The organism is Arhodomonas sp. KWT, assembly GCF_010993615.1.
In genome coordinates this window covers 1-13,415 of sequence record NZ_WNXE01000074.1, presented here as the reverse complement: position 1 = coordinate 13,415, position 13,415 = coordinate 1, and the positions used below count along the sequence as shown (strand labels likewise).

The 13,415-nt window shown below is 68.7% G+C and carries 12 protein-coding genes and 1 pseudogene; 3 read left to right on the top strand and 10 right to left on the bottom strand.

The genetic code is table 11. The features are described 5' to 3' along the window. Positions 1-203 (bottom strand): annotated as a pseudogene (locus tag G7A99_RS11775) (haloacid dehalogenase); the annotation flags it as partial. 359 nt (positions 204-562) lie between these two features. On the opposite strand from G7A99_RS11775, the gene G7A99_RS11770 reads away from it, so the two are divergent. Next, positions 563-874: a hypothetical protein gene (locus G7A99_RS11770; RefSeq protein WP_163140383.1), complete on the top strand. Its 312-nt coding sequence runs from the start codon at positions 563-565 to the stop codon at positions 872-874. Positions 875-1,001: 127 nt separating this feature from the next. Here the strand turns inward: G7A99_RS11770 and G7A99_RS11765 are convergent, their stop codons facing one another. From G7A99_RS11765 to G7A99_RS11730, 8 genes are all read right to left on the bottom strand, one after another. Beyond that, positions 1,002-2,171, bottom strand: coding sequence for a permease (locus tag G7A99_RS11765; RefSeq protein ID WP_163140381.1), 1,170 nt, complete (start codon positions 2,169-2,171; stop codon positions 1,002-1,004). A gap of 321 nt (positions 2,172-2,492) precedes the next feature. Beyond that, positions 2,493-3,338 (bottom strand): SDR family oxidoreductase, encoded by an 846-nt coding sequence (locus G7A99_RS11760; RefSeq protein ID WP_163140379.1) that lies wholly within the window; start codon positions 3,336-3,338, stop codon positions 2,493-2,495. Between the two features lie 3 nt (positions 3,339-3,341). Next, positions 3,342-4,022, bottom strand: coding sequence for a tetratricopeptide repeat protein (locus G7A99_RS11755; protein WP_163140377.1), 681 nt, complete (start codon positions 4,020-4,022; stop codon positions 3,342-3,344). Positions 4,023-4,038: 16 nt separating this feature from the next. Beyond that, positions 4,039-4,689, bottom strand: coding sequence for a TenA family transcriptional regulator (locus tag G7A99_RS11750; RefSeq protein WP_163140375.1), 651 nt, complete (start codon positions 4,687-4,689; stop codon positions 4,039-4,041). Further along, positions 4,676-6,169, bottom strand: coding sequence for an AMP-binding protein (locus G7A99_RS11745; RefSeq protein ID WP_163140373.1), 1,494 nt, complete (start codon positions 6,167-6,169; stop codon positions 4,676-4,678). Before G7A99_RS11745 ends, G7A99_RS11750 begins: the two co-directional genes overlap by 14 nt. After that, positions 6,166-6,894: a thermostable hemolysin gene (locus tag G7A99_RS11740; protein ID WP_163140371.1), complete on the bottom strand. Its 729-nt coding sequence runs from the start codon at positions 6,892-6,894 to the stop codon at positions 6,166-6,168. The genes G7A99_RS11745 and G7A99_RS11740 overlap by 4 nt, the downstream gene beginning before the upstream one ends. A gap of 158 nt (positions 6,895-7,052) precedes the next feature. Continuing rightward, the gene (locus tag G7A99_RS11735; RefSeq protein WP_163140369.1) at positions 7,053-7,523 is read right to left on the bottom strand and encodes a hypothetical protein; all 471 of its coding nucleotides are present in this window, start codon (positions 7,521-7,523) and stop codon (positions 7,053-7,055) included. Between the two features lie 38 nt (positions 7,524-7,561). After that, entirely contained in the window at positions 7,562-8,656 is a 1,095-nt protein-coding gene (locus G7A99_RS11730) for a hypothetical protein (RefSeq protein ID WP_163140367.1), read from the bottom strand. Between the two features lie 168 nt (positions 8,657-8,824). Here G7A99_RS11730 and G7A99_RS11725 point away from each other — a divergent pair, with 168 nt between their 5' ends. Continuing rightward, positions 8,825-10,609, top strand: a complete 1,785-nt coding sequence (locus G7A99_RS11725; protein ID WP_163140365.1) for a sensor histidine kinase — start codon at positions 8,825-8,827, stop codon at positions 10,607-10,609. After that, a complete protein-coding gene (locus G7A99_RS11720) occupies positions 10,606-11,976 on the top strand; it encodes a sigma-54 dependent transcriptional regulator (protein WP_163140363.1) in 1,371 nt (456 codons plus the stop codon). The genes G7A99_RS11725 and G7A99_RS11720 overlap by 4 nt, the downstream gene beginning before the upstream one ends. Positions 11,977-12,019: 43 nt before the next feature. On the opposite strand, the gene G7A99_RS11715 is transcribed toward G7A99_RS11720, so the two are convergent. Next, a complete protein-coding gene (locus G7A99_RS11715; protein ID WP_163140384.1) occupies positions 12,020-13,396 on the bottom strand; it encodes an MFS transporter in 1,377 nt (458 codons plus the stop codon). Between the last annotated feature and the right edge of the window lie 19 nt (positions 13,397-13,415).

Sequence of the window (13,415 nt, the reverse complement as noted above, 5' to 3'; positions counted from 1 at the left end):
CGCAGCGCCTGACGCGCGACCGGCTCGAAGGGCGCCTCGTCGCCGGCGAGCGTCAGCGCCATGGCATCGCGTTGGAACCGCATGAACCATCGATCCAGCACGGCCGCCGGCTGGCCCACCTCCTCCAGTCGCGCCGCCAGCGGATCAAGGTTGAGCAATGTTTCCAGGACATCGAAAACCACTGCGTCCGGTCGCTCAGCCATGTCGATGGTCTCCTGGCACAGAAGTGGGCTTACAAGTTGAGTGAGCGCGCACGGGAGGTCCCTTCGCCGATACTACGGAAACCGTAGCAGACGAAACGCTGCCCGGCCTTCGCTGTCGCCAGTGGGCGCGGCGTGCCAGCCCCCGCTGACAGGTCCCTCAGGATGCCCAGGCGCTGTTGCCAGCTCTACTGCCACCATGACGACTCAGCACTTCGGCGCTCAAGAACTGGCGCCAGGGCCCCACATCGGCTCCATCCGGAAGGCGGTGCAATCATCCGGGATTCGATCGCTGCCGTTTAACGGCCTGCTATGATGAGCCTCCCGAGGCGATCCCTCTGACAAATAGGAAGGCTGCATCCATGACGTATAAATTCGCGCTTGCCGCTTCAATTGCGCTCACCGCTATCCCGGTAGCCACGCTGGCGGCCAGCGGCGGGTCATTGGAGGTTGACGAGGGGATGGTTTACTACCACAACCCGAATGCGAATGAAGGTGATTTCACCGCTATCAGCCCGGCGCACATCGCGAGCGTGAGGGTGAGCAGCCGCTCCGGGCACGAGGTCGGCCTGCTGCTCGATAACGGCAAGACCCTCTCCGTGGAATTCGATAGCGCCGAAGCGGCCACTTCGATGGGTAAGCGCGTGGTTGATGCACTCAGATCCGCGCAGTGATACCCAGACATCCCTGGGCAACGGGGCGGGCTGCCCTGGAATTCACGGAAACAGCGCCCCGAATCTGAACACACGCATTGCGGCAGCCGGTCACCTGACCGGCAGCGCCGGGTGTCCCCCCGCCCCGTCAGTGCCCGTGCGCATGGTGGTGCTCATGCTCACCGCCCTCCTCCATCGCGCGCATCATTTCCGGGCCGCCGGTGCGGCGGTAGCGCAGGTACAGCCCGCCCGCCACGAGTAGCGCGATGACGTTCAGGACCGTCGTGTAATTCAGCGAGAACGCGGCGGTGCCGACGTTGGCGTTCCGCTCCGCGGGGATCCAGCCGATGCCGCCGAACAGCAGCTCCACGGCGATCGCCGAGATCACCATGGCCACGTAGAACACGACAGCCAGGAACACGGCCATCCGCAGGCCATAGTATTTCCGGTAGATGTTGAGTATCGGCAGGATGATCAGGTCGCCGAAGATGAAAGCGACCACGCCGCCGAAGCTGATCCCGCCGTTCCAGAGGACGGCGGCGAGCGGCACGTTGCCGATGGAACAGGTGAACGACGCCACCGCGATGAGCGGCCCGATGATGGGGCCCCACAGCGTGGAGAGCACCGGGTCGTCGGTGAAGAACGCGGCGTGCCAGAAGGCGTCCGGCACCAGCGCGCCCAGGGTGCCCGAGACCACGAGGCCGACGCCGATGTCCTTCCAGAGCATCGACCAGTTCATCACGAAGTAGTGGCTGATCGCGGTCCACCCCTCGGCCGAGGTGAGTCGCTCGCGCCAGGTGCCCTCCTTCGCCATCGTGGCCATGCCGGCATGGCCCTCCATGCTCCCGCTGAGGCCCTTCTTCGCCTGACGGCGGGCCTCGTCCACCAAGGATGGACGAAGGAGCCTGCGGAACATGAGCACGAGCAGCGCGATCATGATGGGGCCGCCGATGAACTCCGCCGCGCCGAAGCTCCAGCCCATGAGCACCACCAGCAACACACCGAGCTCGATGACGAGGTTCGTCGAGGCGAACTGGAAGGCCATCGCGGCGGTGAAGTCACCACCTTTACGGAAGATGGACCGGGCGATCGCGACGGCGGCGTACGAACAGGACGACGACGCGGCGCCAACGACGGAAGCGCGGGCCACCGAGCGGGCGGAGTCGTCCGGCAGCATGCGCTGGAGCTCGGCCTTGGAGACCAGCACGTCCACCGCCGCTGACAGCAGGAAGCCGAGAACCAGCCCCCACAGCACCTCCCAGCCCATGGCCGCCGCCAGGTAAGCGGCCGATCCGATCGCCTCGAGGAGTGATGCCATGCAGCCCCCTTGCGAGATACCCAAAGGCGTTTACGAGGCGTGCACGCGCAGGGAGCGCCGACGTCCCCGCGCGCTGCAACCCCTTCGAGCCTAACACCCCGTGGGGACAGCTGCGTGCCCTTGCGTGCGATGGGGCGTGCCGCCCGTTAACGTGCGCGCCAGCGTTCACCGCACCACGATCCCTTCCGACACGCTGCCGCCTGGGTCACCTTCCTCCGCGGCGTGGCCGGGAACGGAGACCGATACGGGAGATAGCCGGATTCGGGCGTCGCCGCGGTCCATTCTGCCGGGCGTGCCCAGACCCGCGCCCCCCTGTATCGATCACCCGCGGCGGTCCTCCACGGGCATTACGCGGCCGGGCTCCCCGCCCGGGACCCGGTCGCGTGCGGCGGCGTAGGCGTTGATCGTGGGGGTCTGTCGTGCGAGCCCGCGGTCGATAACGCCGGGCAGGAGGCCGTTGATGCGCGCGAAGAGGCTCTCCGGAAAGCCGAGGTAGACCTCCTTGCGGCCCTTCTCGAGGGCCTTGACGATGGCCCGTGCCACCCGTTCCGGCGGGTCCATGTGCATGATGCCGGCGGCGGTCATTTCCTGCACTACCGGTGGATTGAAGGCGGTGTTAACGGCACGTGGGGACACGTGGGTGACGCGCACCCCGGTGTCCGCGAGTTCGCGCCGCAACGCCTGGGAGAATCCGCGCAGGCCGAACTTCGTCGCGGCGTAGGCGGCGAAACCGGGGAATCCGATCGAGCCGAACATGGACCCGACGTTGACGACGTGCCCCGCACCCCGTTCGACCATCGCCGGCAGAAAGGTCCGCGTCATCAGCATCGGCGCCTCGAGGTTCACCGCGACCATCCGGGCGACCGCTTCCGGGTCCTGGCTGTCGTAGCGGCTGAAATCCATGACGCCCGCGAGGTTGATGAGCACATCGGCCCCGCCCCAGCGGTCGTTCACCGCCTGGAGGGCGGCCTGCCTGTCCCCGGCATCGGTCACGTCACAGGTCAACACCAGCGTATCGGCGCCGGCCTCATCGGGAACACCGCCGGATTCCGGCCGTCGCACCAGGAGACCCAGCCTTGCGCCGCGCCGGGCAAGGGCACCGGTCAACGCCCGCCCGATGCCACCGGCGGCGCCGGTGATGACGATTCGTTGGTAATCAAGCTTCATCGTTCACCTCATCCGGCCGGTTTCCGGCCCATGCCCGCCCATTTCGGAGCGCACCCTGGCGACGAGGGCCCTCGCCTCCTCCCGGCGACCCTTGTCCGCCACAGGGCGTTGGGGACGGTCCGGGGCGTCGAGGGCCTTCTTCAGGTGCTGCAGGGCCTTGTCGTACTCGCCCTGGTCATACAGGAACTCGGCATAGAGGTAGTTGGAATCGAGCCCGTCCGGATTGATCTCCATGGCCTTACGGAAATAGGCCCGGGCCTTGTTGTCGCTGCCGAATCCCAGCGGCCAGCCCGGCACCTTTGAATAGAGGGTGCCGAGGGAGGTGGGGATGGAGCCGCGCAGGGCCGTGGGGTCCTGCTTTTCCGCCTGAAGCAGGAGGTCGCGCGCCCGTTCCGCCATCTTCAGCGCACTGAACGGTCCGGCGACCGCGGCGTGGCTGCTGAGCACAATGGCCTTCCACACGCGGGGTTCGACGCGGTCCGGGAACGCCGCGATCACCGCGTCCGCGCGCTCCTCGAGCTTGCCGAGGGCCTCCCCGCGCTGATCCTCCGGCATCTGGTAGTTGATATGCGCCCACGCGCGCTCGATGTCGAGGACACGGCCGTCGACGCCGGTGTCCGCGGCGGCCCACGCCGGGCCACCCAGGAGCATCGCCAGTAACAGTGTTGGCAGTATGCGTTTCATGATTGCCTCCCGGCGCCTAGTACGTTGAGATCGCGCGGAAAACGTCGCCATAAAGGCGGTAGAACCGCAGGGCGCAGTGGATGACGGTCTCCCGGTCTGCGGGGTCGTCCAGGCGGTTCATCAGGCCTTCGAGGAACCGGACGTGCTGCTGGTCCACGGACCCGTGAGAGGTGAGATAGCGGAACGCCGCCGGCGGGAGCCCGAGGTGGCCCCGAATCGCCTCCGCCGCCTTTGTCGCGAGGGCCACGGACATCCCCTCGAGCACGAATACCATGCCGAAGAAGCCGGCCGGGTTGCCGCGGTCGATGACGTGATAGGCGTAGGCGACCATCAGCTCGGTCGCCGGCCCCGGGACCGCGTTCGCGACCAGGGCGGCATCGCCGTCCGCGGCGGCGATGTCGTCGAGTATCCATCGCTCGTGGCCCAGCTCCTCGGCGATGTACTCGGCCACGGCGTCGCGCAGCCAGCCGATCCGGTCCGGCAGGCGGCCGCCGCAGGCCATGAGCAGCGGGACCGTGTGGCGAACGTGGTGGTAGGCCTGGCCGAGGAAGGCCACGTACTCCTCGCGGGTGACTCCGCCCGCCAGGGCGCGCTGAACGATCGGAATGGCGATGAATTCGTCCCGGGCCGGCTGCGTCGCTGCAACGAGTTCGTCATAGAACGGCATGGCGCTCCCCCTGTTCATAAAGGCGTTGAATCTGTGGTTGATAGCGCTCCCCGATCGCCGCGCGGTGCGGTGCCCCCGCGGCCGAGGCGAGCCCGTTGGCCACCACGAACGGGGCATCGGCCTCGACCCAGGCCGCCACCCGCGCGTAGTCAGGCAGTGCCTCGTTGGCGCGATCCACGGCGTCCCGCAGGGCCTCCGCGGGTGCCCCCGGCATTGGCACGATCACGGCGACGTTGAACGGCCGGCCCTCGCCGAACACGGCGGCCTGTGCCACGCCCGGACCCGCGACCAGCTCGCTCTCGACCCACTCCGGCGCGACGTTCCGGCCGAAGGCCGTCGCGAAGGCCGTTTTCCGGCGTCCGACGATGTGCAGGTAGCCGTCCTCGTCTATACGGCCGAGATCCCCCGTGGGCCAGCCCGTCCCGGCAACGGCGCGCGAGCCCAGGTAGCCGAGAAACAGCTCCCCGTGCACCACGACCTCGCCGTTGTCGTCCACCGCCAGGCGTACGTGCGGCAGCGCCCGCCCGGCGCTCCCCGGCCGGTCCGCGCCCGGGACGTTGAGTGTCACCACGGACGCCGCCTCGGACAGCCCGTAGCCCTCGAAGGCGGGGATCCCGAGGGTCCTCGCGCGGCGGATGAGCGCGGCCGACGACGGCGCCCCGCCGACCGCCGCGAACCGGAGCGACCGCGGCGCCGGAATACCCGCCACGACGCACTCCGTCAGTGCCTTGAGGAGCTGGGGGACGAGGATCAGGGTGGTCGGTTCGTACCCCGCCAGGGCCAGCATCATCCGGCGCGGGTCGAGCCCCGAGGAGCCGGTGATGCCACAGTCCTCCAGGGACGGGACCTGGGCCCGGCCGCCCGCCCACAGCGGCGCGTATAGCCCCCCGACGTTCTCCAGCAGCGTCGACAGCGGCAGAAGCGCCAGCGAGCGGTCCCGGGGTTGCGCGGTGACGGCATCGCACAGCGTCGCCGCGACGCGCTCCACGGAGCTGCCGGAGAGGCAGACGCCCCTGGGTGCGCCGGTGGTGCCGGAGGTGTAGGTCACCTTCGCCGTGCCCGCCGGCAGGGCGCTGCGTTTGCCGCCATGGCCTGGAACGAAGATGGCCAGGCGCTGGCCGGCCACGACGAACATGTCCACCGGCCGTGACTCAATGAGGCGCGAGACCCGCTCCGGGGCGTCGGTGAGCACCACATCCAGACCGGCGTCACGGATGAGGTGCAACAGTTGCCCGTCGGAGAAGAACACCGGCATCGGGACGCAGACCCCGCCGCGACGGGCCACGGCGAGGTCGACGACCGCCCAGCCGCAGCTGTTCTCGGCGAGCAGGCCGACGCGATCCCACGGGAGCCTCTCGGCCGCGTCCTCGATCTCGTGCTGGAGTGCCGCGTAATCGAGCTGCGTCGCCCCGTCCGCCACGGCAACCGCACCCGGGGACCGCCGGGCGTGTTCCTCGATTCGGAAAAGGAGGCGCTTCATGTGCCGGCCACCCCGGATGCCAGGGACGGCGCAAAGGCCCGGGCGCCGAGTGCCTCCGCGCAGGCGAGCAGGTGCCGGGGCGCGTCGAGCTGCCAGCAGCGCGCATAACGGAGCTTGCCCATCCCCGCGCGGACGTCCCCCGCGTAGACCTGGGGCGCGGCCTCGTAGTAACGCCCCCACGTCGTTCCCCGGTCCGGCAGCCTTTCCGGGTCGGCGTCGGCCACGCGGATCGGGCGCAGACCGAGGCGGCGGAAGGCGTTGAACAGCGGAGCCGCCGCGGTAAAGACCACCCAGTGGAATCCCGCCGCGGCGAGAAACGCGGTCGTGACCGCGATGATCCACCGCGCCTGACCGGGCGCGCTCAGGGCCAGGTTTCCAACCTCCACGACCTCATTGCGATCTACTTGCCGCGCGATACACGCCGAGACCGCCTGCTCGGCCGGGACGTCCAGGTAGTGCTCGAGGAAGAGCCGCGCACCCGAGGCACTGCGTACGCCCACGACGCCTGCGAGGCGGTGCTCCTGGCTGAATGCCAGGAGCGTCGGGAAGAAGTTCGTCACCCGCGCGCCGCACGTCCGTGCGAACACGCGGGCAATGAACGATTCCAGTTCGCCGCGTTCCGGGCCGTCCCACCCGGTGAGGTGCAGCGCTACCCGGTGGTGCAGCTCCCCGAGCAACGGATCGATACGGGGGTCGACGCAAAGTGATTCCTGGTCCCGGCTCATCGTGTGCCCTCCGTCCATTGACGGGCGCGGCACTGCGACTTCCATGCCAGAAAAACAATGTCCGATTTTTCCGAGGGTTACGCTTTATTTCCCGGTCGACGGGAGCGCGCAAAAAACGTTATCGCGCAAGCAGTGCAGACATTTTTTGCGCGCCCCGGTCAGTCCACGGGGCCATTCGCGCCCGCGCAACCATCGCGCCCCGCCGCCGTAACGCCACGCACCGTCACGCGAGCCACCACGTGCACCCGCCCGTCGGCATGACACGCCATCACGTAGCCGAGGGCACCCGGGGTGGCGGCAACGAAGCGGAGCATTGCCTCCTGCGAGCGAACCACATAGGGCGGGGAGACGCCCTGGAAGTAGCGTTCATTCCAGTACTGCGCGAGCATTCGGGGCGACTGGCCCAGCACTGCCTCGGAGAACGCCTCCCGCAGGGGGGAATCCGGCGGAAGATTCAGGGGCACCAGGGGCAGGCCGTCGGCATCGAAACGGCGGCGCTTGAGGAATATATCCCTGAGGCTGCGAGTATCGGCGTCGATACGCGGCGGCGGATCGGCGGCGATGACGGCGATCTCGATCCCGCCGGGCGGCGGCGCGGCAAACGCCAGCATCGCCCACGCCAGCGCCATTATCGCGCCTGCCCAACGGCTACTGACGATGCACCACCTCACAGTAGAACGGACAGGGCGATGAGCCAGCCATCCGGCGCGAGCTGTTCCTCGCCCCGCGTCTCACGGCGTTCGAGCTTGATGGACAACGGCGGCACCGGCCGGTAGGTGACCCCCACGGTATCGATATCCGCCGCCTCGCTGAACAGCCCCGAGCGGTAACGCTCGTGGGAGGCGACACCGTAGAAGTCACCACCCAGCGGCAGTGCCAGCTGCACGAACGCGCCGTAATCGTCCCCCTCCTCGTCGCCCTGGCTCTCCCGGTAGACGCCCTCCCCCGTCAGCTCCGCGCCGCCGGCGGTGTACTGGAAATCGACGCCGGCCAGGCGCTTGGCGTTCGGGCGGTCCTGTAGCCTGAAGCGGGCGACGGAGAAGCCGAGCTGAAGGTCGTCGTCGCGGCTGCGATACACCAGGCGCAAACCCGCCGCATGATCGAACGCGTTGCGCGGATTGGGCTGCACCTGCGAGTCCATGAAGGTTTCCTCGGTGCGCTCGGAGTTATCCAGCCGCTCCGTCGCATCCAGGAAGACGTGGAAGTCCAGCGCACCGTCCCCCACCGGCGTGGTGCCGATCGCTTCCAGCCCGGAGGCGTGCCGCGCGAACGGTGCGGAGGTCGTCAGCGGACGCGACACGCCCCAGGCCAGCGGTGCCGCGTGGATGAGGTTCCGCCGGCCTATCGGGGTCAGGAACTTGCCCGCCCGCAGACGCAGCCCCGGACTGAGATCGTGCTCCACGTAGAGCCGCTCCACCTCCAGCTCGCTGCCGGCGCCCGAGATGCCGTCGCTGTCGACGGTGACCGCATCGCCGAACTCCGTTTCCGAAAACACCCGCCAGTTCGGCGCCAGCTCCCCGCTCACGAAGACGCTCAGGTCCCGCGCCCGGAGGGTGTCACGTTGCCCCTCGAGGTTCTCGTAGCGGAAGTCGGCGTAGCCCCCCAGGGTCAGGCCAAGCGCATCCACGTGGTATCCCCGGCCCAGCCGGTAGCCATCCGGTTCCCCGGGCACCGGGAGTTCCGCGGCATGGACCGAGACGAGGGCAAGCGTGCACAGCCAGGCGGCGGCACGAACGGACCGGAGGATTGTTCTGCGTCCCAAAACCGGGTCACCACACTGGCAGGTCGGCCGCATGCCGCGGCGTGTCGCGGCCCGGGCCGAGCAAAACAGAAAGTGTGATGTAGTATAAACGACGACGCCCCTACACCCGTCATCGGCCGCACCCCGCAATCCGCCGATTCCGGGAACCGCCTACCAGGAGCACCGGCATTGACGATCCGAACCGCGATTCTGAGGGGGACGCTGGCCCTCGTGTTCGGGTCGATCCTGCTGAGCGGCGCGGTATCCTTCTACCAGTTCCGGCAGGCCCTGCAGTCCGAGATCGCCCGGACCCTGCAGGTGACCTCCACGGCACTGCTCGAGCGCGTCGACGCCTATCTCTTCGATCGGCTGGAGGACGTACGCGAGTGGCGCCTGCTGCAGGTCATGCAGGACATCCGGGTGGGCGACGTGGACAAGCGCCTGTCGCGGCTGCTGACCGATCTCAGGCAGGGGCACGGCCCGGTGTACGACGCGCTATTCTGCACCGATCAGGAGGGCCGCGTCGTCGCCTCCTCGCAGGCCTCGCGCATTGACACCACCCGCATGCCCGCCCCGGCCGCGGTTCGTGAGGCCCGGGGCGACAACGCCGAGGTCGTGGTCGAGACCCTGGCCACCCTGGACCGCGCCGGCGGCCCGCAGCTCGTGCTGCGCACGACCGTGCCGGACGCCTTTGGCACCGGCACCCTGGGCTATCTCTACGCCGTGCTCAACTGGAATCACGTAAAGGGGTTCCTCCGGGACTCTGTCGGGGGTACGCCCCGCGCCGCCCTGCTGGTAAACACCTCGGGGCGGGTGATCGCCGAGTCCGGGGCCGCCGAACTCGGCGCAGACGCCCCCACGGCCGATCTATCCCGATGGCTCGATCAGGCCGACGATGCCTCGCCGGTCATCCAGGACGGTGCCGCCCTCGGGACGGGGCCACTGCTCGTCGGCGTTGCGAGGACTTCCTACTACCACAAGCTCTCCGGTTTCGACTGGCACCTGCTCGTCGTCGAGCCGACGGGTATCGCCTTCAAACCCGTCTGGCGCCTGGCCGCCGCGATGATCCTCGCCCTGGTCGTGACCATGGTGGTTGCCGGGTGGGTGTCCCACCGGGTCTCCGGTCGCATCGCCCGGCCCATTGCCCGGCTCACCGAATTCGCCCGGCGCCTTCGCGGCGGTGAACAGCCACCGCCCCCGCCGGTACACGACCGGATCACCGAGGTGCGCGAGCTCTCCCGGGCATTCGAGGAGACCATCGAGGCGCTTCGCCAGTCCCGGGAACAGCTGGTGCGCGCTGGCAAGCTCGCCGTCGTAGGTGAAATGGCGGCGATAATGGCCCACGAGGTGCGTACGCCCCTGGGGATACTGCGTTCCTCGGCGCAGCTGCTCGAACGCCAGCCGGAGCTCACCGAGGAAGGCAGGGAGCTCACGGGCTACATCCAGAGCGAGACGGACCGGCTCGGGGCGCTGGTCAACACGCTCCTGGAAACGGCCCGTCCGCGGCCGCCCTCCTTTCGGCCGGCAGATCTGCGCGGGATACTGGAGCACGCCGTCGCGCTGGTGGAGACCCGCGCCGCGAAGAACGGGGTGCCCGTGGCGCTGGACCCCGGCCGGGGCGATGCGGTGCTCACCTGCGACCGGGAACAGCTGATCCAGGTCTTCCTGAACCTTCTGATCAACGCGATTCAGTACAGCCCAGAGGGCCACCCGGTATCGGTGCAGCTCCGGTGCGAGGCCGAAGCGCTCGTCGTCCACGTGGACGACGCCGGGCCCGGCGTGCCGGACACGTTCCAGCACCGGGTCTTCGATCCCTTCTTCACGCAGCGGGAGGGGGGCATCGGGCTCGGGCTCACGGTCGTCCAGCAGATCGTGGAGGCCCACGGCGGGCGGATCGACGTCGGCAATTCCCCGGCTGGCGGTGCCCGTTTTTCGGTTCGTCTTCCGAGACACAACGAGGAGGGAGCGGCGTGAGCCGAGCCAACCGCATTCTCGTCGCCGACGACGAGGCCAAAATGCGCCGGCTGCTCGAGATGGCACTGCGCGGCCAGGGGCACGAGGTCGCCACCGCGCGGGACGGCCGGGAGGCACTGGCGCAGCTGGAGGCCGACGCCTTCGATCTCGTGCTCACCGATCTCAAGATGCCACACGTGGGCGGGGTGGAACTGCTACGCCGGCTGCGCGAGCTCGGGCAGGACGTGCCGGTCATCGTCCTCACCGCTTACGGGACCGTGGAGACCGCGGTCGAGGCCATGAAGCTCGGCGCGGTCGACTACATCATCCGGCCGTTCGAGATGGCGACGGTGGAGATCGCCGTTACCCGGGCGCTGGACACGGAGCGGGTCCGGCTCCAGAACCGTTACCTCCGCGACGAGGCCGAGCGCGGCCGGGGGGAATTCATCGGCCGCAGCGCGGCCATGGATCGCCTCTATACCCTGCTGCACCGGGTCGCCCCGACCCGCAGCGGGGTCATGATCGTCGGCGAGACCGGCACGGGCAAGGAGCTCGTGGCCCGCGCCATACATCGCGAGTCCGGGCGCGACGGCCTGTTCGTGGCCATCAACTGTGCCGCCATCCCCGACGACCTTCTGGAGAGCGAGCTATTCGGCGTTCGCAAGGGCGCCTACACCGGCGCGGACCGGGACCGAACCGGGCGCTTCGAGCTGGCGAGCGGCGGCACGCTCTTTCTCGACGAGATCACCGAGACCCCGATCGCACTCCAGACCAAGCTCCTGCGTGTGCTCCAGGAAGGCACGGTGGAGCGCCTCGGCTCCCAGCACCCGACGCCCGTCGACCTCCGCGTGGTCGCCGCCACTAACCGAAACCCTCAGGCCGCGGTTTCCGAAGGACGTCTGCGAGAGGACCTCTACTACCGCCTCAACGTGGTGCGTGTCGATGTGCCGCCGCTGCGCGAACGCGGCGATGACATCGCCCTGCTCGCGGAGCATTTCCTGCACCGCTACTGCGCGGAGATCGGCAGGCGCGCACCTGCCATCAGCGAGCAGGCCGTCCGACGGCTGCGGGAATACGGCTGGCCGGGGAATGTGCGCGAGCTGCAGAACCTCATGGAACGGGCGGCAGTGCTCTGTCCCGGGGATGTCGTCGACGTCGCAGAGCTACCCGCAGAGCTGACCGGGCCCCAGGCCCGACACGACCTCGGTGAGTCCGCCCTCCGGGACGACGGGGACGATCTGGCACTGCCGCACCACGTCGAAGCCCTCGAACGGACCCTTATTGACCGCGCCCTGCGGCGCGCTCATGGCAACAAGGCCGCCGCCGCCCGGGCGCTGGAGATCAGCGAGCGCTCCTTGTGGTACCGGATCAAGAAGTACGGGCTGTAGGCGGCCGGAATACGCAGCGCGCTGGGCCCGCGTCGCAAACCCGTCAACCCGCGGGCCAGTCGCGGTGATGCAGATCGATCACGAACGCATGGCGGTGGCGGCCCGGCGTGTGCCGGTGCGGGTGCGTGTGCGGCTCCGGCCCTTCCCACCCTTCATGCTCGTGCTGGTGGTGCTCGTCGTGGTAGTGGAGGTGTTCGTGCTGCTGCGGCTCATGATCATGCTCCCGCTCCAGGGGATCATGCCGCGGCCAGAGCGAGGCGGCCGCCGCGGTCGACACCAGTGCGATCACACCGAGAACCGCGAAAGTCGTCGTCAGTCCGGCCTCCGCCCCCAGCCATCCCGCAAGCGGATAGGCGAGCAGCCAGCACGCATGCGATAGCGAAAACTGTGCCGAGAACAGCGCGGGCCGGTCCTGCTCACGGCTCGACTGCCGCAGGAGTCGGCCCGCCGGCGTCAGCACCAGGGACGTGCCAGCACCGAGCATGAACCATATAGCGAGCAGGGCTTCATATCCCGGCTCGAGCAGGCCGAGAAACAGACTCGCCGACATCACAACCCCGCCGAAAAGCATCGGAGGGCGTTGCGGCAGCCTGTCCAGCAAGCGGGGCAACCCAAGGGCCACCAGCATCGACCCGCCTCCAGCCGCCGCGAACGCGATGGCCACGGCGGTTTCGGCCAGGCCCAGCCCGGAGCGAACGTAGACCACCGTGTTCACGATCTGCATGGCGCCCGCCGAGGCCACCACCATGTTCAGGCCCATGAGACCCCGCAGGCGCGGCGTGCGCAGGTAGACGCGGGTTCCGTAGCTGATCTTCCGCCAGACGCTCTCGACCATCCCGGACGGCCTCGCCCGTGGCAGGGCGACCGAGACCACGAGCACCGCCGAGGCGAGGAACGCGAGCCCGTTGAGGACAAACAGGACATCGAAGCCCATGACTGCCAGAAGCAGGGCGGCGGCGGTGGGGCTGAGTAGATTCTCGAGATCATACGCCAGCCGGGACAGCGAGAGCGCCCTGGTGTAGCGCTGCTCGTCGTCAATGATGTCCGGTATCGTCGCCTGGAACACCGGCGTGAAACCGGCCGAGCACGCATTCAGCAGGAAGATCAGGACATAGATCTGCCAGATGGCCGTAACGAACGGGAGCAGCAGCACCACGGAGGCCCGGAGCAGATCCAGCGTGACCAGCAGCCCGCGCCGTGGCAGACGGCCGGCATAGGCACCGACCACCGGCGCGATGCCCACATAGGCGACCATCTTGATGGCGAGCGCGGTGCCGAGAACCTGCCCCGCACGCTCACCGGCAAGCTCGTTGGCGAGGAGCGCGAGCGCGATCGTCGTCAGCCCTGTGCCCGCCAGGGCGATAACCTGGGCCGCGAAGAGATGGCGGTAGCGTCTGTCGAGCAGTGGTCCGGAAAGCATGGTGACCGATGTCCCGGCT

What these genes read in the sequence shown, in the direction of transcription:
- G7A99_RS11770 (WP_163140383.1), top strand. Translation starts at nt 563, where the DNA reads ATGACGTATAAATTCGCGCTTGCCGCTTCAATTGCGCTCACCGCTATC.
- G7A99_RS11765 (WP_163140381.1), bottom strand. Translation starts at nt 2,171, where the DNA reads ATGGCATCACTCCTCGAGGCGATCGGATCGGCCGCTTACCTGGCGGCG.
- G7A99_RS11760 (WP_163140379.1), bottom strand. Translation starts at nt 3,338, where the DNA reads ATGAAGCTTGATTACCAACGAATCGTCATCACCGGCGCCGCCGGTGGC.
- G7A99_RS11755 (WP_163140377.1), bottom strand. Translation starts at nt 4,022, where the DNA reads ATGAAACGCATACTGCCAACACTGTTACTGGCGATGCTCCTGGGTGGC.
- G7A99_RS11750 (WP_163140375.1), bottom strand. Translation starts at nt 4,689, where the DNA reads ATGCCGTTCTATGACGAACTCGTTGCAGCGACGCAGCCGGCCCGGGAC.
- G7A99_RS11745 (WP_163140373.1), bottom strand. Translation starts at nt 6,169, where the DNA reads ATGAAGCGCCTCCTTTTCCGAATCGAGGAACACGCCCGGCGGTCCCCG.
- G7A99_RS11740 (WP_163140371.1), bottom strand. Translation starts at nt 6,894, where the DNA reads ATGAGCCGGGACCAGGAATCACTTTGCGTCGACCCCCGTATCGATCCG.
- G7A99_RS11735 (WP_163140369.1), bottom strand. Translation starts at nt 7,523, where the DNA reads ATGGCGCTGGCGTGGGCGATGCTGGCGTTTGCCGCGCCGCCGCCCGGC.
- G7A99_RS11715 (WP_163140384.1), bottom strand. Translation starts at nt 13,396, where the DNA reads ATGCTTTCCGGACCACTGCTCGACAGACGCTACCGCCATCTCTTCGCG.